Here is a 20,563-nt window from a genome sequence, read left to right on the forward strand (position 1 = left end):
AGGGTAAGAGCTAGAGCAGTATAGCTTCCGGAGGGCAGGGATTTTTATGGTCAAGTTGCCTGAAAACATGAGTAAAGCCCGTTTCCTGGCCCGGCCCAACCGCTTTACCGTAATAGCGGAAAAGGCCGGGCAACAGGTAAAGGCCTTCCTGGCCGACCCAGGGCGGCTGGCAGAATTGCTGTTGCCCGGGGCCGAGCTTTACCTCGCCCCGGCGCAAGCCGGGGAAAAGCGGAAAACTCTCTACGACGTGGTCCTGTTGCGCCGGGACGGCATCTTTATTTCCCTGGACAGCCGCCTGCCCAACCGCCTTTTTGCCGCTGCCTTCCGCGCCGGAGAACTGGAGGCTTTTCAGGGCTACCGGCAGCTAACAGCGGAAGTCCGGGCCGGCTCCAGCCGCCTGGACTTTTTATTATCGGTGGGCGGGGAGGAGCAGGAAGCGAGACCACATGGTGAGGGGCTGCCACCCTGTTATGTTGAGGTCAAATCAGTAACTTTGGTGACCGGTGCAGGGGTGGCCCTGTTTCCCGATGCCCCCACCAGCCGCGGCAGCCGCCACCTGCAAGAGTTAATGGCTTTACGGGCCAGGGGTTACCGGGCAGCGGTGGTATTTATAATCCAGCGGGAAGATGCCTCGAGTTTTGCCCCCAACGAAGCCACCGATCCCCTTTTTGCCCGGGCTTTGCGGGAGGCGGCAAATGCCGGGGTCGAAGTTTACGCCCACCGCTGCCGCATCAGCCAGGCAGCGGCACGTCTCAGTGCTGCCGTACCTGTAAAGCTAACCTGAGCGACCTTTGCTGGAGCCTGCGCCTGGATTAATGCACAACAATGATAAATATTTACTGGTAAAAAATGTACCGTTAGTGGGCAGGAAATTTGCGGTATACGTCGAATAAATACCTCCAGGTGAAGAGAAAATGAAAATTCCTTTTATAGCCTGGCTGTTGCAGGGGATACCTGAGGCTATCGGCATTGCCGCCGTTATGTATGCAGCGGCAGGCTATGGTCTCCCTTGGCGCTCCATCTTACCTACTGGTCTAATTTTTGGGGTCTTTTTTTACCTGATACGCTGGCTGCCTATCGCTTTTGGTGTTAATACCATCTTAAATTTTTTATTTACCATCCTGGTTTTTAAAAAAGTTACCTCCTGCAATTTGGCCGTGGCCATAAGAAGTGGAATAACAGCATTAGTAACTGTTGTTGCAGGAGAGATTTTATTCATGCAGTTTGTTATTTTCGCTTCGGGTTTTAGACTTGAAGAGATTTATAGCCATATCTGGCTACGCGTACTGGCAGGCTGGCCGAATGTAGTACTACTTTTACTGGTGGCAATAGTTTCTAACAGGATTTTAAACAGGAGAACGGGTAAAGGGGCTGGGCGCGCAGGTGAATATTAATAAGGCGGCAGGTAGCCTGGCCCGGTATCTGGCTGTGGAACTGCAAGCTACCAGGGCGCAGGAAGAAGTGCTGGCTTACGGGTTGGAGTTGCTCTTTTTAGGTGCGATGGGCTTAATAGCTGTCGCCTTGGGGGGCTATTTGGTCGGGGCCCCTTCGGAAACCCTGTTTGCTTTATTGTGTGCCAGCCTGGTACGGCTCCCGGGTGGAGGAATGCATCTAAGCTCCCCGGGCAAATGTTTATCTTTTACAGCACTAATTTTTAGTATCATGGGCTTCCTGGCTCGCCGGTTGAGCGAATATTTATTTATGCAGCAGCACATAGCCTGGGTAGTTTCTGGCAGCGGCCTTTTAAGTTTAGCCATCAGCGCGTGGCTGACCCCGGTAACAAGCCCGGCCAAACCGATAAATTCCCCTGTATTACGGCGCAAGCTCCACAGATTAGCTGTTGGCATTTCGCTAATAGTGCCGGTAATCTTGCTTTTCATGCGCGGTCAGTGGCCCTCCCTGGCCCTGGCCGGGGCTGTAGGCCTGGCCTGGCAGGCTGCCATTATTTATCTTGCCAGCCTAAGCCAGAATAAGGAGGTGAAACCGGGATGAAGCGCGTGGCAGTGGTCTTCCTGGCGGCAGTTGCTTTTATGGCTACCTTTTTGGCCTATGTAAATGCTGCCTCAGCCTGTTATTTTGGTCTCTATGAGCCTGAAGTGCCTCAAAGTTTAAGAAAGTAAAATCGGGGATTTAGAACTTAGAGAGGTGGAGTTCACCTCTCTAATATTTATAGGGAAGGTTTAGCATGAAATGGAAGGAAGAACGAAGCCAGAAGATAGCTGAATATGTCTTATTCTTTTACCTGTGCGCCTTTACCGTTATGACTATAGCCTTATTGAGCGCCATGGGCCTTCCTTTTAGTCCCAAAGCGATGTATAACTATTATCAACTTGGTATTGCTTTGGGTGTGTTTGCTTTAGCAGGAATAATTTATCTCACAAAAGATTATGTAATAGTTCTTACCTCAAGCGAACCACCACGCCCCATAAGTTTACTAATTACCTTTCTTATCTGGGTCTTTACCATAGCTATCGTCTTTATTTCAGATTTCCATGGCAGTTCCTTTAAAGTCCTTTACTTTGTCCCGGTGATCTATGCAGCAATAAATCAGGGACAAAAATATGGCCTTATATTTTCTTTATTATGTGTCATACCTCTTATTATTCCTGACCTGCTGCATTACTCTCCTGACGGGGTCAATAAAGCCCTGGAAGCCGACCTGGTCCTCAGCTTAATTATTTTTATGGCCGCCTGGCTGATCGGGGGATTTCTAGATATAGAAAGGGAAACCATCAAAAAGCTGGCAGAACTGGCTAATAGAGACGACCTGACAGGCTTATGGAATAAACGTTATTTTTACCACACCTTTGAAGACCTGTTTACCCGGGCTAAAAAGGAAAATTTAAACCTCTCCCTAGTTCTTGCCGATGTTGATTACTTTAAAACGTACAACGACGCTTTGGGACACCTTGAGGGGGACAAGGTCCTAAAGAAAATTGGTGAGATTATTAGCCATACAGTTCCCTCAGAGGCTGTAGCTGCACGCTATGGCGGGGAAGAGTTTGCTATACTGTTACCCGGGTACTCCAGCCAGCAGGCACTTACTGTTGCTGAACAGATTCGTAAAGAAGTCGAGAATTACCCTTTCTTTGGCAAGGAGTATCAACCTGCCCAAAAGATCACCCTGTCTCTGGGCATTGCTACTTACCCTGTTCATGCTAATACATCCATAGAGCTTATTCGCCGGGCCGATGATGCCCTCTTCCGGGCCAAATCGGTTCGTAAGAACAGGACGGAGATCTACTTTTCTGTTTTAGACGAGCTTTGCACCTCATATAACAGTACGGGTGAGGACCTGCTCAATACGTTAAAGACCCTTCTCAGTGTCATCCAGGCCAAGGACCGCTACACACGAGGGCATTCCGAACGGGTTACAGAGTATGCAGTAGTTGTTGGCGAATATCTCAATTTACCCGCAGAAGAGTTAAATACCCTCAGGCTCAGCGCTTTTCTCCATGATATCGGTAAGATAGAGATAGAACGTGAACTTTTAAACAAACCTCTTCCTTTAAACGAGGAAGAGCGTTTGCTTTTTCAACAACACCCGGTCTGGGGGGGCGAAATAGTTCGTTCTGTACCCCTGCTGGCCAAATGCACCCCCATAATTCTTGCCCATCACGAGAATTTTGACGGCTCGGGTTACCCCTCTGGATTGAAAGGCGAGGCCATACCCCTTGGTGCCAGGATTTTACGAGTGGTGGATAGCTTTGATGCTATGGCAACCAATAGACCCTATCGCCGGGCTCTAACTGTCAGCCGTTGTCTGGAAGAACTCCAACGAGGGGCTGGAACCCTATATGATCCAGAAATTGTTACGGCCTTCCTCAATGTTTCGGAACGCATTTTTCGCTTGCTGGCAAGTTAGTGGAGAATTATTAGCGGCTGGCTGTGATGAGGAGTTTCTGGAGTTAAGTTCAAGGGACGGCAGGATTCAATGGCCCTGGGAGCGAAATCTAATAAAACGTTAATAAAAACATTATGGAAGCAGGAACTGGTATGGCTGTTTACCGGTTGGATACATGCGGGGAAATGTGCCCGATACCGATTGTGCGCACAAAGGTCAAGCTCAAACAACTGGCCCGGGGCGATGTTCTTATCGTTACCAGTGACCACAGTTGCACCAGCCAGTCCCTGGCCGAAACAGTGCAAAAAATGGGGTACCGCGTCGAGGTCAGAGGGGTGGCCAACGGCATCTGGGAAGTTGTAATTGAGAAGGGTTAACCTGACTGGCTAGGGTTTAAGGTAGGGAGAAGCAGAAGAGATACATGGGGGCTGGCTAAAGGTTTAACAGAAAGCCTTCTTATTAGTTAACAGGAAACGAAAGAACTTCTTTTGCAAACTTGTGGCCGGTTTGCCGGCCGGGTAAACAATATTAAAGGTGCTGCGAAAGGAAATGCCGTCCACCTGTAGGGCCTTTAAAGTGCCGGTTTGGATTTCCCGCCGGATGGCCAGGCGGGAGAGGAGGGAAACCCCGTGGCCGGCGGTAATGGCTGATTTAATGGCGTCGTTAGAATTTAACTCCAGGACAACATTCAGGTTGGCAATGGTTAGACCCTGCCCAGCCAGGGCGCGGGCAATCACCCCGCGGGTACCGGAGCCCTCTTCCCGCAGGATTAAGGGCAGGCGGCAGAGTTCTTCTAAAGTCACCCTTTCCTGGCCCTGCCAGCCGGCAGGTACAATTAAAAGGAGTTCATCTTCAGCTACACCCCGGGTGGCCAGGCCGGGCTGGTCGACAGGTCCTTCAATGAGGCCGATATCAATAGTTCTATCCAGCAACTTCTGGATGGTTTCTTCCCTGTTGCCGACCAGTAACTTGATATTGGCATCGGGTTATTTTTCTTTAAAGCTGTAAATGGTGCAGGGCAGGGCATAGCTGCCGATGCTGCTGCTGGCGCCGACAATGAGGCGTTCCTGGCCGCTCTTCCAGTTGTTGAGGTCGCGTTTTAGATTTTCTGCCAGCTGGAGAAAGGTCTGGCCGTATTCGTAAACGATTTCACCCAGGGCCGTTAACTCCACCCCTTTGGTAGTGCGGGTAAAGAGTTCGACTTCCAAGTCATTTTCTAATAGCTGGATTTGATAGCTCAGGGAAGACTGGGACATGTGCAGGATGCGGGCTGCTTCGGAAATGGATTTGACCTGAGCTACCGTGCAAAAGGCCTGCAGGTGGTTGAGGTTCACGGACCAGACCTCCCTGATGGATGGTTACGATTTTATTATAACATATCGCAACTATCTGGTGGATAAGGCGGTAAGTACCATGGCAAAGGAGCTGCAAATGGATAAACAGGTCAAGGTCAACCTCAGGTCCCAGGAACCTTACGCCCTTGGTTTAGCCCTGCTGGCGGCCGGCATCTACTGGTGGTTGCAGGGACACGGGCCGGGCCAGGGCGAAGCCTGGCTTTTTGGCCTGGCCTTTGGCTTTGTCCTCCAGCGCAGCCGGTTTTGTTTTGTGGCCGCCTTCCGCGATCCTTTCATTACCGGTAACACTTCTTTAAGCCGGGCCGTGGTCATCGCCCTGGCGGCAGCCACCCCGGGGATGGCCCTGGTGGCCTGGACGGGGGTTACCCTGGCGGATGTTCACCCGGTAGGCTGGCATACCCTGGCCGGCGGCCTCCTCTTCGGGGTGGGGATGGTCCTGGCCGGCGGTTGCGCCAGCGGCAATTTAATGCGGGTCGGCGAGGGGCACCTGCTGCAATGGCTGGTCCTGGGCGCCTTTATCGGCGGTTCCCTCTGGGGGGCCCGTGATTTCGGCTGGTGGCAGCAAGTAAGCATCAGCCGTTCTCCCACCCTGTTTCTCCCCAAAGTGCTGGGCTGGGGGCCGGCCCTTGTTATCCAGCTCCTGGTCCTGGGGCTAATCTACCTGGGTTTAAGGCACCTGGAAAACCGGTCCTTTCCTGATTTTACCCCCGCCAGGAGGCCGCGGCAGCCCTTTCACCTGCGTCGCCTGTGGACCCGTCCCTGGCCTTACTGGACTGGAGGACTGGCCCTGGCGGTCCTGGATGTGGCTTTAATTTGGCGCGGGGGCCAGCCCTGGGGTATTACCACCGCCTTTAGCTACTGGGGCGCCTGGCTCTGGGAGGCTTTTACCGGAGCGCCGCCGGACTGGTACTATTATTCTCTGCCGACCCACAGCCGGGCTTTGAGCCTGGGTTTCCTGGCCGAGCCCCGTACCCTCCTTGACCTGGGGCTCATCGGGGGGGCCTCTTTGGCGTCCCTGGCAGCTTCGGAATTTCGCTTCCACTGGCCGCGGCGCTGGCCCCTGGTGCCGGCCGCCTTAATGGGCGGGCTGTTGATGGGTTACGGGGCCAGGATTGCCATGGGGTGCAATATTGGAGCCCTTTTTAACGGCATCGCTTCCTTCTCCCTCCACGGCTGGCTCTTCGGTTTGGGCCTGGCCGGCGGCGCTTACCTGGGGAGCAAGCTCCTACTCCGTTTCCTGATATAAACCTGCAACCTATCGAAAGGTCTGGTGGCCGTCGAAGATACCGTTAGACAATTACTGAACCAAAGGGCTGTCAGGCCGCATGATTCCTGGCCAAGGGGAGCTTTTGCAGCTCCCCTTGGCCTTTACCGGGGCCATTCCAGGGAGGCAGGAGAAAAGGGGATTAACTAGTAAAATATATTGTGAAAGTAACATTGAGGGCAAATAGATGCCTGAATACATGTGTTAATAGCAACAGGTTACTTAATTGATAACGGAGGTGAGGGCATGTTAGAACAAAGAATAAGCCGGCGAACCTTCCTGAAAGGATCCCTGGTAGCCGGGGCTCTGGCCACCTTTGGCGGCAGGCTGGTGCCCCTGGGGCAGGCGGAGGCGGCAGAGGCAGCAGCCCCGGCAGCTTCCCAGGTCATCCCCACTATTTGTGAAATGTGCGGGGTTAAATGCGGTATTCTGGCCCATGTCCGGGAGGGCCGGGTATGGCGCCTTACCGGTAATCCCAAGGACTCCCAGAGCAATGGCCGTTTATGTGCCCGGGGCAATGCCGGAACTAAGACCCTCTATGACCCCGACCGCCTGAAGCAGCCCATGAAAAGGGTGGGCGAAGGGAAGTTCCAGCCCATTAGCTGGGAGCAGGCCTTTAAGGAAATTGGAGCAAAGCTCCAGGAATTGAAAGGCCGTTACGGCCCCCAGACCCTGGTCTGGCTGGCGCACCCGGAGCTTATTGCACCCCTGGAGAAGCATTTCATGGCCGCCTTCGGCTCTCCTAATTATACCGGCCATGGACCGACCTGCTACAGCAGCCGCAACGTGGCTTTTGAGCAAATGTACGGCGGTGTCCCCGGGGTGGACTACCGTAATGTGAAGTACTACATTGCCCTCGGTCGCAACCTCACGGGGGGCATTAAAAACCCTGATATTCAAAAGATAGTTGCCGCTAAGGCAGAAGGCGCCCACCTGGTGGCCGTAGACCCGCGCCTGAGTGATTTTGCTTTCTTTGCCGATGAGTGGCTGCCCATCAGGCCGGGTACCGACCTGGCCCTGGTTCTGGGCATGATTAACGTTATCATTAATGAAAACCTCTATGATGCCGCCTTTGTAGCGGAACGCACTGTGGGCTTTGAAGAATTGAAAGCCGGGGTGGCCACTTATACCCCTGAATGGGCGGCTAAAATCACGGGAATAGACGCGACGACCATCACCCGCATTGCCCGGGAACTGGCAGCGGCCAAACCGGCGGCAGCCATTGATCCCGGCTGGCATGCCGTTACCGGTTCCCAGTATTACAACAGCGTCCAGACGGCCCGGGCTGTAGCCGCCCTCAACGCCTTGCTGGGCAACCTGGGCGCCAAAGGCGGCCTGGCCTTCCCGCCTGGGATTAAATTTGGTGATCCCTCCGGTATCATGGGGCCCAAACCGCCGGCGGCAGCGGGGCCACGCTGGGATGGGGCCGGCAGCGAGAAATGGCCCCTCATTAAAGCCCACGGCATGATCCAGATTTTCCCTGAGAGGGTTAAAGAAGATAAACCCTACCCCATCAAAGCGGTAGTGATCCAGCACCTGAACCCGGTACGCTCCAGTACGGATTCCGGGGCCTTCATTGAGGCGTTGAAGCAGCTGGAGCTAGTGGTGGCCATCGATATCCAGATGAACGATACGGCCTACTATGCCCATTATGTGTTGCCGGAAGCCACCTACCTGGAAAGGTACGACCCTCTGATGACGGCGGGCAACAAAGTGGTGTTGCGCCAGCCCGCAGTAGAGCCCCTTTTTGATACCAGAGGCGCTGAAGAAATCATCACCGGCCTGGCTAAAGCCGCGGGCTTAAGCGAGTACTTTAACTTTACCCTGGAACAATATAACGACGCCCTGCTGGCTCCCCTGGGCCTGACCCAGGCGCAGCTGGCCCGGATAGGGGTCGCCGAAGTAGAAGCCAGGAAACCCGATTACACCAAACTCAAGACTCCTTCCGGCAAAATTGAGCTGGCCTGCCAGGCCTTTGTCAAGGCCGGCAGCACCCTGACCCCGGCCTGGGAGCCGCCCCTTGTGGAACCCAAGGGAGACGAGTTCCGTTTCATCCAGGGCCATGTACCCATGCACACCCATACCACTACTGACAACAACGCCTACCTGCACGCCATCATGCCGGAAAACGAGCTGTGGATCCATCCCGGCCGGGCCGGTAAGCTGGGTATCAAGACGGGGGATATGGTTGAAGTGGCTTCCAAGGTAAGCAAGGTCAAGGTGAAGGCCCGGGTGACGGAGGGCATCCATCCCGAGGCCGTTTTCCTGGCCCATGGCTTTGGCTGCGTTGTACCTTTAAGAAAGCTGGCCTATAACAAAGGAGCCAATGATAGCGCTTTGATACCGATTATTACGGCGCCTATCTCCGGGGCGGCGGCCCAGTGCGAAACTCTGGTGACGGTACGGAAGGCAGGGTGAGTTTAGATGGCTAAGTTTGGTATGCTCGTAGACCTGACGCGTTGTGTAGGCTGCCACGGCTGCACTGTGGCCTGCCAGGCCAGGTGGGACTTATTACCCCAGGTGCAGTTTACTAAAGTCCACCGTTATGAGGTGGGTACTTTTCCCAGGGTCAAAGGGGGTGTGGTTACCACCCAGTGCATGCACTGCGACGATCCGCCCTGTGCCCGTGTCTGTCCTACCGGAGCTACCCAGAAACGCGCCGATGGTATTGTTGTAGTTGATGAGCAGAAGTGTATCGGCTGCCGTTATTGCCAGTCGGCCTGCCCCTATGACGCCCGGAGCTTTAACCAGGAACGGAATATTGTCCAGAAGTGTTATTTTTGCTATGACTTTGTAGAGAACGGGCAAAAACCGGCCTGCGTGGACACCTGTATGGCCGGGGCCAGGATTTTTGGCGACCTGGAAGATAAGGGGAGCGAGTTATCCCGGGCCATAGCCGCCAGGAAAGCCGTCCAGATCAAAGGGACTTCCATCTTTTATGTACCGCCGCGGAACCTGGATCCTTCCTTCCTGCCCCCGGATCTCAAGGAATCCAGTGCCGTACGCATCTGGCAGGATATTGTCCACCCGGGCGGGAAGACCGTCATGGGCCTGGCTGCCGGCGCCGTAGTTGCCAGTTTAGTGATCAACACAGTTAAAAAGGAAAGAAATCACGGGGATTAATATTCTGGATTGCGAGCAGAGAGGCTTTTAATCCGGTAACTGGCGCAGCCAGTTGCCACCACGGATCCTACCTCTCACTTCCCACTTCCCATATCTCATATTCAAAGGAGGCGGCAATAATGCCTGAAGAAAGGGTGGAGCGCTTTAACCTGGCCGAGCGCCTGGGTCACTGGAGCCATGGCATCACTTTTATCGTCCTGTTGCTGACGGGTTCAGCCCTGGTCTTCCGCAGCTACGCCAGCCTGATAGGCCCCGAGGGGTTGCGTCTCTTTCGCAGCATTCATCACGTTATGGCCTATCCCTTTACTTTCCTGACGGTAATTATCCTGCTGCTAGGCACGCCACGTACGGTTGGGCAATGGCTCAAGGAGTGCCTTACCTGGGGCCGGGACGACTTCCGCTTTATCGCCGCCTTCCCCAGAGAATTTTTCGGGCTGAAGGTGCAGCTTCCAGAGCAGGGCAAGTTTAACGCCGGGGAAAAACTCAACTCCCTCCTGACCATTGTGGGCTCCATTTTAATGGCCGTTACCGGCTGGATCTTGCTCCTGCGGGATAGCGTTGCCCCTACCCTGGTGGCCTGGGCCCTGCCCCTGCACTCGGCCGGGGCCCTGGTCATGGGCGGCGTCATCCTGGGCCATATTTACCTGGCCCTGGGGCACCCCAATTCCCGGGAGTCCATCAACGGCATGCTTTCAGGTAAGGTATCCGCCAGGTTTGTCCGCGAACACCATGCCCGCTGGTACCGGGAACTAAAGGCCGGAGAATTTCAGGGGAAAAAACAACAAAAAATCGCTTAAAGATCCTGCCCGATGTTGCCCTGGAGCAATTCCAGGGCAATAATATTGTCAGGGGAAGGAAAAGTTTATTCTATGGCGAAATAACTAGCAACTATGATCTAGCCAGGCAAGGTACAGGGGAGAAAAATAGTGACAGGTGCAGGATTCTATTCAAGGGGCGTCAGTGCCATTATCCCGGCTTACAACGAGGCAGCTACGGTGGGTAAAGTAATTGATACTTTAAAAGAAGTGGCCAGCATCGTCGAAATCATCGTAGTCAGCGACGGTTCGCAAGATGCTACGGCCAGTGTTGCCCGCCGCCATGGTGCCCGGGTAATTGAGCTGGCTACCAATGGGGGTAAAGGGGCGGCCATGACTGTTGGTGCCCGTGCGGCCCGGGAGGATATCCTGCTTTTCCTGGATGCCGACCTGGAGGGGTTGACGGTAGCCCATGTCGAAGCCCTGGTTGCTCCTTTACTGGCCGGCAGCGCCGATATGACGATAGGTATTTTCAGCCGGGGACGATCGCTTACAGACCTGGCCCAGGTGGTTGCTCCCCACCTTTCCGGGCAGCGGGCCATCCGTAAAGAATTGTTCCTGGCGGTGGGAGCAGAAAAAAGCCGTTTTGAAGTCGAAGTATTGCTTACCAGTGAAGCCCGCGCCCGGGGCTGGCGGGTGCAGAAAATACCCCTGGCCAATATGACCCATATCATGAAGGAAGAAAAGCGGGGTTTGTACCGGGGCGTAGTCGCCCGTATGGGGATGTATAAAGACATCCTGGGCTACATCTTGCGTTTGACGCGGAAAAAGATAAAAACACGGCCGGTAGCACTGTTGCTTTTACTGCTCGTGCTGGCGGCAGCCTTGAATTATGATATCCTGATGCTGCAGGCGGCGGCAGCCGCCGCCGGGAGGATGCCTGATCTGGAACTCCCGGCCGGAGGCCACCGGATTTTGGTCATTTCGCCCCATCCCGACGACGAAACCCTCGGTGCCGGGGGCCTCATGGCTGAGGCTAGAGAACAGGGGGATACCGTTAAGGTAATTTTTATGACCAACGGCGATGGGTTCCGGCGGGGAGTGGAAAGGTTCAATGGTCATTTGCCGGCAGGGGCCAGCGACTTTTTGCAATACGGGCGGGTACGGCAGCAGGAAGCCATCACCGCCCTGGGGGTCGTGGGAGTTAAAGCCGGTGATATCATCTTTCTGGGTTATCCCGACGGCGGCCTGGCCCCCATGTGGCTGGGATACTGGCGCCAGGATAGACCCTATACCTCCGTTTATACCCGTCAGGCGGCGGTACCCTATAAACTGGCCTTTGCTCCGGGTGAACCCTATACAGCCCCGGCTTTATTACAGACGCTGGTAGAAATCCTCAAAGATTACCGGCCTACCGATATTTATGTAACTGATACCAATGATAGTCACCCTGATCACTGGGCCACGGGGGCTTTTACCCTGGCAGCCACAGGAAAAGTCAGGGGAGAAGACCCATCCTTCAGGCCACGCCTTTATACCTTTGTTATTCATACCGGTACCTGGCAAATGTTACCCGTCCTGGAGCGGGAAGCTAAACCCCTGTTGCCCCCCGGGTATTTCCTGGCCCAAGGCACACCCTGGTATAAACTGCCCCTGTCGCCGGCTGCCCTGGCCCGGAAGAAAAAGGCCCTGGCCGCCTACCGGACCCAGGAACTGGTCATGCCGACCTTCCTGGCCAATTTTGAGCGGCCCAATGAAGTTTTCTCCCGCCTTCCGGAGCAGCAGGTGGTCAGGGCTGAGGCCGGCCCGGGAGAGAACGGCGACTTTACTGGCTGGCCCGCCGCGGCGCGGGTAGCCTTTGATCCTGCCGGTGACCAGCTTACCAGGAAACTGGAACGGGGCGGTGATCTGAAAGCGGCTTACCTCCTGCAGGCCGGCAACACCACCTTTGTACGCCTGGATACCTGGGGCCGGCCGGGCTTTCCAGTAATATATACGGCCAGCATCTACCTGTTGCCCGGTAAATCTAACGACCAGGTGCGGCGCTTCACCTTTCAGGTTGCCGCCGGGGAAAAGCAAGTCAGGTGGCTGACCCGGCCGGACGATTATGACCCGGGTATCGTCCGGGCAACCTTCAGCGAGCACAGTGTTGAGATAGCTTTACCGGATCTGGTAGCACCGGGAGAGCATCACCTGATGTTTACCGCCACCACATCTATCGGTAAAATACCCCTGGACCGGATACCCTGGCGCCTTTTACAAGTAAATGGGGGCGATATATAAATGGCGCCCCTCCTCTTTGGCCTGGAAGAAGAAGTTTTCATTACCGAACCGGAGCGGCCCACACTCCAATCCCTGTACTACCTGGCCCGCCTTCTCTGGCGGGACCCGGCCGATTATTATACTCATACGGCCTGCAACTTTACCCGGGGCAAGGATTTGCGTTTTGGCCTGATGAGCGGCATTGAGATATCTACCGGGACCTTTGCGGAAATACCGGACCTGCTGGCCGATCTAGAACGCCGTCGCAGGGAGCTGGCGGCCGTCTGTTCCGGCCTGATCGTCCCGGTGGGACACCTCTTCGACCAGGAGGAGCCTACCAATATCTGCGGCATGCACGTTCATATCAGCGGTTTCCCGGATCGCGACCGGGCCTACCGCAACCTGGTCTACTTTTTACCCCTTCTGGCCTTACTGGTAATCAACTCTCCCGTTGCCGGCAACCGTTATTACGGCCAGTCCTACCGCTGGGCCGAGGCCTTTGCCATCGGGCCTTTAAGGGAGGACAGGCGTTACCGTTTCCAGGACCTTATTAAATCCAAACGCCTGGGTACCCTGGAGATCCGGGTTTTTGACCCGGTGTGGGACCTGGCACGCATCCGGATTCTCCTGGAGTGTATCCAGGCCATCCTCCTGGCTGATGTAGATTATCCCGGTGATATAAAGTTTTACAATAGCCTGCGCCTGAAGGTAGCTAGAGATGGTTACATTGAGGAGTTACGCTCGGTTTACCGTGACTTAACCCGGCTCCTGCCGGTACCGGAAGACCTGTTCCGCCGTACCCCTGCCGACACCATTAAGGAACTCTGGCTCCAGGAGGGAACCCTGGCCACCTATGCTGCCCTGGATAATGCCTACCGCAATGGGGTTTTAAAGCCCCGGCCCCTGCCACCGGGAAAGGTCAGCTGGCCCTTGATGCTGGCCGGCTTTTGCGGTTATTATTTACCCAGGATGCCCTATAATATCAAGAAAGTGTGGTCGGAATGGTGACCTTTTTTAAGATCCTGGCAGCCCTTGCCGTCATTAGCGGGGGCATCTTCTGGTACCTGCGGAAGGTATGGTTTTATCGCGACCCGGTGCGGGTAGCGCCGCAAGAGGAAGGGGCCATCCTGGCCCCGGCCGACGGCAAGGTGGTCTATATCAAGCCCTTTCGCAATGGCGAAGTGGTAGCGGAAAAACTGGGCCGCTCCATTCCCATTGAGGAAATAATGAAGGCCCCTGGCCTTGGCGAGAGGGGCTGGATCGTGGGTATCTACATGTCTCCCCTGGACGTCCATTTTAACTACGCTCCCATTGAGGCCCGGGTGGAGAATATGGTCCATACCCAAGCCAGGGTTAATTTACCCATGGTTGACCTGTGGGAATATATTCGCCTCACCTATCTCCGGCGGGCGGTAGATCTCTTCAGCCATCGCTACCGCCTGGTAAATGAACGGTTGACCATCTTCTTAAGGGGCCATGACATTCAGCTGGCCATGGTCGAGATTGCTGATAAGTTTGTCAATAAGATTAACTGTTTTATTTCTTCCGGCCAGGCCGTTACCCGGGGCCAGAAGGTTTCCTTTATCGAACGGGGTTCCCAGGTAGACCTGGTTATCTTCAGGGAGGATGTCGACTTTGCCGTCCGGGTAGGCCAGCAGGTTTACGGCGCCCGGACGGTGGTGGCCCGTTACCGGCCGGCAGGCGGGGTAGAGCAGTGACAGCCGTTCACGTCTATGTGGTCCTCTTTGGCCTGCTGGTCATCGAAGGCACAGGTGTGCCGGGTATCCCCTTTGAACCGGCCTTCCTGGCCGCCGGTTATTTAATTGAACGCGGGGAGATGAGCTTCTGGGGGGCAGTACTGGTTGGCACCGCCGGCAATCTCCTGGGCAACTTGCTGGGCTACTGGCTGGGGGCCAGGCCGGGACGCGGTCTAATCGAACGTTTTTTACACCGGGGCCTGGGGCAGGATGGCCTGGCCTCAGCCCGTTACTGGCTGGGCCGCTATGGAGCGGCAGTGATTATTTTCGCCCGCTGGTTCGGTCCCATCAGGACGCCCACCATCCTGGCGGCGGGAGTTCTGGGGATGGAGGCTGGCATTTATACCCTTTATTCAGCCCTGGGGGCCTTTACCTGGACCCTGGCCTGGCAGTATGCTAGCTGGAAGGGGGCCCATTATCTCCTGAGGTGGTGGCACTTTTACCGCCGGTATGCCACCTGGTGGATGGATATCCTGCTGATCCTAGTACTGCTGGCCATTACCGCCGGTTCTATCTATTATTGCTGGCGGCGCCGGCGTATGGGAAAAAATGGAAAAAAGTTAGGTTGACAAATCCCTGCGCCTCATGTTAGAATTATATAGAACAACTTAATAAAGCAAGCGCTGAATCCCTTTTAAGGGAACGGGGGAACCAACTTTTTGGGGTGAATCCCCGCACTCAGTAGTCTTTACGTCTTCCCTAAAATCCCATTATCCTAAAGGAAATTTTGGATAAAGCAAAGGAGCAAGGGAAAAAAACTGAGTGCGGGGTAGGGTTAGCTTTCGACCCGAACCCGGCAGCTAACTTCGTAAGCGTGGAAAGTGAAAGAGGGACCATACCCCTTTACTTTGGTGTGCAGAAAACCCCGGTTCAGGCCGGGGTTTTTATTTTACCTCAGGAAAGGAGGCGGCCTGTTGTGCATGTTTATCCAAACAAAGGGAGGCTGGTAAGCAGGGAAGCGAGGAGGGAAATGGCCCTACAAAGGGCAGCTGAGTTAAAGGCCAGAATTATTGATTACCTGGATGCCAGGGAGGCCATCCCCAGCGGTTTGGAAGCCGCAGCGGAGATTGAAGCCAACCGGCAGCGGATTATGGCCTATTTTGGTGCCGGTGAAGATGACTGGCAAGACTGGCGCTGGCAATTGCAGCACCGGATTACCTCGGTTGACGTCCTGGAGGAATTAGTTCCCTTAACTGAAGCGGAAAAGGAAGCCATTAAGAGAGTTGAGCGTACCTACCGCTGGGCCGTTTCGCCCTATTACCTTTCCCTCATGGGCAAGGATGCCGCCTGCCCCATCCGGCGGCAGGCCTTACCCAGTGCTGCCGAACTGGAGGATAATACCGGGGTACTTGACCCCATGGATGAAGAGTTAACGTCACCGGCACCGGCCATTACCCGCCGTTATCCCGACCGCTTGATTATTAACGTCACCAACCAGTGTGCCATGTATTGCCGGCACTGCCAGCGGCGCCGCAATATCGGTGAAGTTGACCGGGGCCGCAGCCGTCGGGAGTTAGAGCAGGCCCTGGAGTATATCCGCCGCAATGAAGAAATCCGTGATGTCCTGATCACCGGCGGCGATGCCTTAATGCTGAGTGATGCCATGATCGACTGGTTGTTAACGGAACTGGATAATATCCCCCATGTGGAAATCAAACGCCTGGGCACCCGGGTGCCGGTTACCTTACCGCAGCGTATTACGCCGGCATTGTGCCAGGTACTGGCCAAGCACCCGCAAATTTACCTCAATACCCAGTTTAACCACCCGCGGGAGGTTACGGCGGCGGCGAAAGCGGCCTGCGACCGCCTGGTGCAGGCCGGGGTGGTTCTGGGGAACCAGGCGGTTTTATTAAAGGGCATCAATAACCATCCCTTTATCATGAGGAAGCTCAACCAGGAACTGCTGAAAATCCGGGTACGGCCCTACTATATCTTCCACGCCAAGCCGGTAAAAGGGACGACCCACTTTATCACCTCCATTGAGGAAGGCGTGGAAATAATGGAGAAGCTGCGCGGCTATACCTCCGGGCTGGCCGTACCTACCTATATAATCAACGCTCCCCACGGCCTGGGCAAGACACCCATTTTACCTCAGTATGTGCTGGCCCGCAATGATAACCAGGTTGTCCTGCGCACATGGGAAAAACGGACCCTCTTTTACCCCAACCTTGGATGCCAGAAAGAGCAGGCTGAGGCTTAAAACAAAAGCGCCGGGCGTTTCCGGCGCTTTTTACATGCTCTTTCCCTGATGGGGCTTGGTGACACATTAAGATCCAAATAAACATAACACCTTTCCTGATACCGGACCATGATTTACCAGAATCTCTAGCAATATTCGACATGAAATAACAGAATCCTTGTCCATTGACCATTAATTTTTCCTGTGGTAGGATTAAGATTAGGTTAAATATTAACCAATGTAATTATCAGGAAGGAAGATAAAAAATGAATGATCTGTTAATCAGGCGTGCGCGGCTCATGGATGAGCCGGGGACTGTGGATGTAGCCATTAAGGACGGGTATATTGTTGCCGCCGGGGGAGGGGTGGCCGGTTCGGCCCGGCAAATGGTAGATGCGGCAGGGAGACTCCTGATACCGGCCTTTGTCGATGCCCACACCCACCTGGACAAGGCCCTGACGGCGCCCCAGGAAGGCGCGGGCTCCCTGGCAGAGGCCATCGAGGATTTCCAGCGGCGCAGCCGGAATATGGATAAAAACGATTTTGTGGATCGCGGCCGCCGGGTGCTTTTAATGGCCCTGCGCCACGGCACGACGGTCATGCGCACCCATATTACCGTTAACGAGAGCCTGGGACTGCGGGCTGTAGAAGCTGCTTTGACCCTTAAAGAAGAATTCGCGGGTAAAGTTGACCTCCAGGTATTTGCCATGGCCAGCGAACTAGAAGCGGCACCGGCACCCCCTTTGCAGGAACTTTTCGAAGAGGCCCTGCGCCTGGGGGTAGACGGCCTGGGCGGTGCCCCCCACCTGTCCGAAAGGATGCAGGAATGGGTAGATTATATCTTTGATCTGGCTGCGCGTTATAATGTCTTGATTGATTTCCACGTTGATGAAACTGATGCCCCTTCGGTTGCCTCCCTGGAGTATATAGCGGCTAAAACCATCCAGACCGGCTTCCAGGGCCGGGTGGTGGCCGGTCACTGCTGCGGCCTGGCGGCTGTGGATGAAGAGAAGGCCAGCCGGACCATTGCCGCCGTGAAAGAGGCAGGCATTAGCGTTATTACTTTACCGTCCTGCAATCTCTATCTCATGGGCCGCCGGGATAAGGGCCTGGTCCGGCGGGGGGTCACCAGGGTCAGGGAACTCCAGGCAGCGGGAGTAAATGTAGCCTATGCTTCCGACAACATCCGCGATGCCTTCCGCCCCTTTGGTAACGCCAATATGCTGGAGGAGGCCCTGATAACCGCCCAGGTACTGCAAATGGGAACGCCCATGGAGCTCAAGAACGTCATGAAAATGGGCACCTATAACGCCGCGGCCGCTATTGGCCTTAAAGCTTACGGTGTTAAAGCCGGTAACCGGGCCGACCTGGTTCTCCTGGATGCTACCAGCCCGGCTGAGGCTATCATCGGGCAGGCTGAAAAGGTCTGTGTCATTAAGGGCGGCCGGGTGGCAGTGCGCAACGACAAAAAAAGCGACATCATTATTTAGCGGTTGCGTAAGGGAAAAGCAGCGGTTATACTACAAGTAGCAAGCACCATTTTTTTACTGTGGAGGAATGAACTTGTTAGTAGATCTCAATCCAATTGCCTTTCACCTGGGACCTATAGCGGTGCGCTGGTACGGCATCTTTATGGCCCTCTCTTTCCTGGTGGGTTCCTGGTACCTGTACCGGGAGGGCCTGAGGCGGGGCCTGGAAGAAGACTTTCTCCTCAACCTGGCCATTATTGTCATTATTTCCGGCGTTATCGGGGCACGGTTGATGTTTGTCCTGGCCAATTACCCCACCTGGTTCCTGACGGACCGCATCCAGATACTTAAAATCTACGAAGGTGGCCTCTCCTGGCACGGCGGCCTCCTGGGAGGCTTCCTGGCCGGCTGGCTTTATGCCCGCTGGAAAAGGGTTGATGCCAACCAGCTGGCGGACCTGGTGGTGCCGGGCCTGGCCTTCGGCTATTTCCTGGTGCGTATCGCCAACATCTTTAATCAGGAAGTATTGGGCCGGCCCACGGATTTCTGGTTTGGCCGCTGGCCGGCCCAGGTTATCGGTTCGGCCATTGGCCTGCTTCTCCTGGCCCGTTATTTTTATGTCCAGAGCAAAAATCCACCCCACGGCTACCAGTTCTGGTCCTTCATTTTCTATCATCAGATACTGCGCGCCGTCATTGAAGAAACGGTGCGGGACAATCCCCTGGACGTTTGGGGGTATATCGTTCCCCACTGGGGCCTGGGCTTTTTTACCCTGACCCAGCTTACCACCCCTCCCATCCTGTTCCTGGCTTATTACTTCATGTGGCGCTCGCGCCGGGCCGCCAGGGGCGGCAAAAATTCCCATCGCTTTGATTTTACCTCCAGATAAATATTAATTGTGGAAGTCAAAAGGATACCAGGGCTGGGAAAAGGATGAGGAAAAAGAAACGGCTAAGCAGAAGCGCCTAGCCACAAAGGAAGATAAACGGCATCCCTTATCCGAATGTAGGTTAACTTTTGCGTTTAACCTTTTCTGTAAATGGTTTCGCCTACCCTGGGTCCGTTTTGAGGGAGTGCTGTATAAACTACAGGTTCATATTAGCCGGCAACATGAATGATTGTAACAAGCGAATTAGATGCAATCCAGACCTATTGGGTAACCGGGGGATACCATGGAAAGACAAGGCGCCGGGGCAAGCCCGCTTTTGGTTACTGCTTCACAATTACCATCTGGCTAGAGGGATCCCAGGTAACCCTGGCCTTAAGGCCTTCGCCGATGAATCTTAACGGGACCATTACCCGGCCATCTACTATGGAGGCCGGTACATCCAACGTTACAGGAGTGCCGTTTACCATTGCCTCAGGGCTGTCAACCGAAAGTTGAATCTGAATATCAGCTCGGACTACGGTAACCTGTCTCTTAGTTCCGTCCCAGGATACTTGAGCTCCCAGGCTTTCTGCCAGGGCTCGGAAGGGGACCAAAGTTCGTCCTTCTTTGATTTGTGGCTGTACATCGAAAGTCGGCTTTTTACCATTTACGAAGACTTTAACCCCTTCTTTGTTCAAATTCTGATAGGTTTTACTAATTTGGTCGAAGATATTGGGGTCATTGGGGTTGAGGGCGGCGGCCTTCTCGTAATTCTCCAGGGCTTCGTCCAGTTCGCCTTGCAGTTCCAGTAGCTCTCCTAACATTTCGTAAACGTCATCGTCGTCTGCTTCCCTTTCTGCCATGGCCTGAAGCAGTTGCAATGCTCCTTTTTCATCTCCTAGATTGTACATGCTGGTGGCTAACAGGACGCCAGCATTTTCATTTTCTGGTTCCAGGGCCAGCAACTGGCTGGCATATTCAGATACCTTGTCCCATTGCCCCAAAGTGGCGTATGCTTTTGCCAGGTCTTCGTAGGCATCGGTATTCTGGGGGTCTTGGGTTAGTTTCTCCATGGCCTTGGCCAGGTCTTCCTGGATTTCCGCCAGTTTTTCAGCAGTTTTTTCTGCTTCCTGGTTTTGTTCTTCGTTCAGGTCTACTTCCAGGTCTGTATCCTCGTTCTCATCTTTGTCGTCGATAAGTTTGTTATCTTCTTCCTCGTCCGTATTTTCATCTTCATTTTCATCTTCATCTTTGGGCCCTTTCTCGTCTTCGTCCTTATCTTCGTCCGCCTCTTCAATGTCCTGGTCGGCTTCAGTCCCACCGGTGTTGTTTACGACATTGGAACTGGTAGCGGTATCCCCTGAGGGTATGGTGGAAGAGCCGGGTTGACTGTCCGTACTGGCCGTGGCTCCGCCAACGGAGTATATGGCCACCAGAAAGACAGTTAAAACCATCACGACAAAAACTTTTTTCAACCGGTTGTTCAGCATACGCATTTCTCCTTTCCTCGCTTTTTTTATTGTCGAATTCTGAAACAGAAATTAAGAGGGCAGATGACTGCCCCAAGAAACCGGCAGCCTGGCGATCATAGTAGATCCTACTTTAGACCCATGGCTTTGCGTCACCACCTTTCGGTGATTTTGCCTTTGACGGTGAATATAAGGTTTTAGTTGGGTGCTTTTTCCAC

At 54.4% G+C, this 20,563-nt stretch carries 20 protein-coding genes and 2 riboswitches; of the genes, 17 read left to right on the forward strand and 3 right to left on the reverse strand.

Annotation, left to right across the window (positions count from 1 at the left end):
- The first annotated feature begins 46 nt into the window (after positions 1–46).
- The 6 genes from sfsA to MOST_RS11695 all read left to right on the forward strand — a co-directional run bounded on the left by sfsA (position 47) and on the right by MOST_RS11695 (position 4,221).
- Complete coding sequence (sfsA, locus tag MOST_RS11670) at positions 47–784, forward strand: DNA/RNA nuclease SfsA (RefSeq protein WP_054936420.1); 738 nt, start codon at positions 47–49, stop codon at positions 782–784.
- 130 nt (positions 785–914) lie between these two features.
- Positions 915–1,394 (forward strand): hypothetical protein, encoded by a 480-nt coding sequence (locus tag MOST_RS11675; RefSeq protein WP_054936419.1) that lies wholly within the window; start codon positions 915–917, stop codon positions 1,392–1,394.
- Complete coding sequence (locus MOST_RS11680) at positions 1,384–1,992, forward strand: accessory gene regulator B family protein (protein WP_054936418.1); 609 nt, start codon at positions 1,384–1,386, stop codon at positions 1,990–1,992. Before MOST_RS11675 ends, MOST_RS11680 begins: the two co-directional genes overlap by 11 nt.
- On the forward strand, positions 1,989–2,120 hold the full coding sequence (locus MOST_RS11685) for a cyclic lactone autoinducer peptide (RefSeq protein WP_083476565.1): 132 nt from the start codon (positions 1,989–1,991) through the stop codon (positions 2,118–2,120). Before MOST_RS11680 ends, MOST_RS11685 begins: the two co-directional genes overlap by 4 nt.
- A gap of 65 nt (positions 2,121–2,185) precedes the next feature.
- Entirely contained in the window at positions 2,186–3,865 is a 1,680-nt protein-coding gene (locus MOST_RS11690) for a bifunctional diguanylate cyclase/phosphohydrolase (RefSeq protein ID WP_054936417.1), read from the forward strand.
- Positions 3,866–3,996: 131 nt separating this feature from the next.
- Positions 3,997–4,221 carry a sulfurtransferase TusA family protein gene (locus MOST_RS11695; protein ID WP_054936416.1) on the forward strand — a complete coding sequence of 75 codons (225 nt, stop codon included), beginning with the start codon at positions 3,997–3,999 and terminating at the stop codon, positions 4,219–4,221.
- Positions 4,222–4,284: 63 nt separating this feature from the next.
- On the opposite strand, the gene MOST_RS17290 is transcribed toward MOST_RS11695, so the two are convergent.
- A complete protein-coding gene (locus MOST_RS17290) occupies positions 4,285–4,818 on the reverse strand; it encodes a LysR substrate-binding domain-containing protein (RefSeq protein ID WP_083476564.1) in 534 nt (177 codons plus the stop codon).
- 12 nt (positions 4,819–4,830) lie between these two features.
- Positions 4,831–5,178 carry a LysR family transcriptional regulator gene (locus MOST_RS17295; protein WP_054936414.1) on the reverse strand — a complete coding sequence of 116 codons (348 nt, stop codon included), beginning with the start codon at positions 5,176–5,178 and terminating at the stop codon, positions 4,831–4,833.
- Positions 5,179–5,257: 79 nt separating this feature from the next.
- Between MOST_RS17295 and MOST_RS11705 the strand changes: the two genes are divergently transcribed.
- The 11 genes from MOST_RS11705 (at position 5,258) to MOST_RS11755 (ending at position 18,897) form a co-directional block, all read left to right on the forward strand.
- Positions 5,258–6,445, forward strand: a complete 1,188-nt coding sequence (locus MOST_RS11705; protein ID WP_106007167.1) for a YeeE/YedE family protein — start codon at positions 5,258–5,260, stop codon at positions 6,443–6,445.
- 264 nt (positions 6,446–6,709) lie between these two features.
- Positions 6,710–8,881, forward strand: coding sequence for a molybdopterin-dependent oxidoreductase (locus tag MOST_RS11710; protein WP_054936412.1), 2,172 nt, complete (start codon positions 6,710–6,712; stop codon positions 8,879–8,881).
- A 6-nt stretch (positions 8,882–8,887) separates the two neighbouring features.
- Positions 8,888–9,586 (forward strand): 4Fe-4S dicluster domain-containing protein, encoded by a 699-nt coding sequence (locus MOST_RS11715; RefSeq protein ID WP_083476562.1) that lies wholly within the window; start codon positions 8,888–8,890, stop codon positions 9,584–9,586.
- Positions 9,587–9,705: 119 nt separating this feature from the next.
- A complete protein-coding gene (locus MOST_RS11720) occupies positions 9,706–10,383 on the forward strand; it encodes a formate dehydrogenase subunit gamma (protein WP_054936411.1) in 678 nt (225 codons plus the stop codon).
- A 129-nt stretch (positions 10,384–10,512) separates the two neighbouring features.
- Positions 10,513–12,624 (forward strand): PIG-L family deacetylase, encoded by a 2,112-nt coding sequence (locus MOST_RS11725; RefSeq protein ID WP_083476561.1) that lies wholly within the window; start codon positions 10,513–10,515, stop codon positions 12,622–12,624.
- Positions 12,625–13,611: a glutamate--cysteine ligase family protein gene (locus MOST_RS11730; RefSeq protein WP_054936410.1), complete on the forward strand. Its 987-nt coding sequence runs from the start codon at positions 12,625–12,627 to the stop codon at positions 13,609–13,611.
- A complete protein-coding gene (locus MOST_RS11735) occupies positions 13,608–14,321 on the forward strand; it encodes a phosphatidylserine decarboxylase (RefSeq protein WP_244267001.1) in 714 nt (237 codons plus the stop codon). Before MOST_RS11730 ends, MOST_RS11735 begins: the two co-directional genes overlap by 4 nt.
- Positions 14,318–14,929, forward strand: coding sequence for a DedA family protein (locus MOST_RS11740; protein ID WP_054936408.1), 612 nt, complete (start codon positions 14,318–14,320; stop codon positions 14,927–14,929). The genes MOST_RS11735 and MOST_RS11740 overlap by 4 nt, the downstream gene beginning before the upstream one ends.
- Before the next feature lie 42 nt (positions 14,930–14,971).
- A riboswitch (cyclic di-AMP (ydaO/yuaA leader) is annotated at positions 14,972–15,189 on the forward strand.
- 141 nt (positions 15,190–15,330) lie between these two features.
- Positions 15,331–16,560, forward strand: a complete 1,230-nt coding sequence (gene eam / locus MOST_RS11745) for a glutamate 2,3-aminomutase (protein ID WP_054936426.1) — start codon at positions 15,331–15,333, stop codon at positions 16,558–16,560.
- A 245-nt stretch (positions 16,561–16,805) separates the two neighbouring features.
- Positions 16,806–18,029 carry an amidohydrolase family protein gene (locus tag MOST_RS11750; RefSeq protein WP_054936407.1) on the forward strand — a complete coding sequence of 408 codons (1,224 nt, stop codon included), beginning with the start codon at positions 16,806–16,808 and terminating at the stop codon, positions 18,027–18,029.
- A gap of 67 nt (positions 18,030–18,096) precedes the next feature.
- Positions 18,097–18,897, forward strand: a complete 801-nt coding sequence (locus MOST_RS11755; RefSeq protein ID WP_054936406.1) for a prolipoprotein diacylglyceryl transferase — start codon at positions 18,097–18,099, stop codon at positions 18,895–18,897.
- A gap of 320 nt (positions 18,898–19,217) precedes the next feature.
- On the opposite strand, the gene MOST_RS11760 is transcribed toward MOST_RS11755, so the two are convergent.
- Complete coding sequence (locus MOST_RS11760) at positions 19,218–20,366, reverse strand: copper amine oxidase N-terminal domain-containing protein (RefSeq protein ID WP_054936405.1); 1,149 nt, start codon at positions 20,364–20,366, stop codon at positions 19,218–19,220.
- Positions 20,367–20,445: 79 nt separating this feature from the next.
- A riboswitch (cyclic di-GMP riboswitch) is annotated at positions 20,446–20,531 on the reverse strand.
- Positions 20,532–20,563: the final 32 nt, after the last annotated feature.

It is taken from the genome of Neomoorella stamsii, assembly GCF_002995805.1.
GTDB lineage: Bacteria > Bacillota > DSM-521 > Neomoorellales > Neomoorellaceae > Neomoorella > Neomoorella stamsii.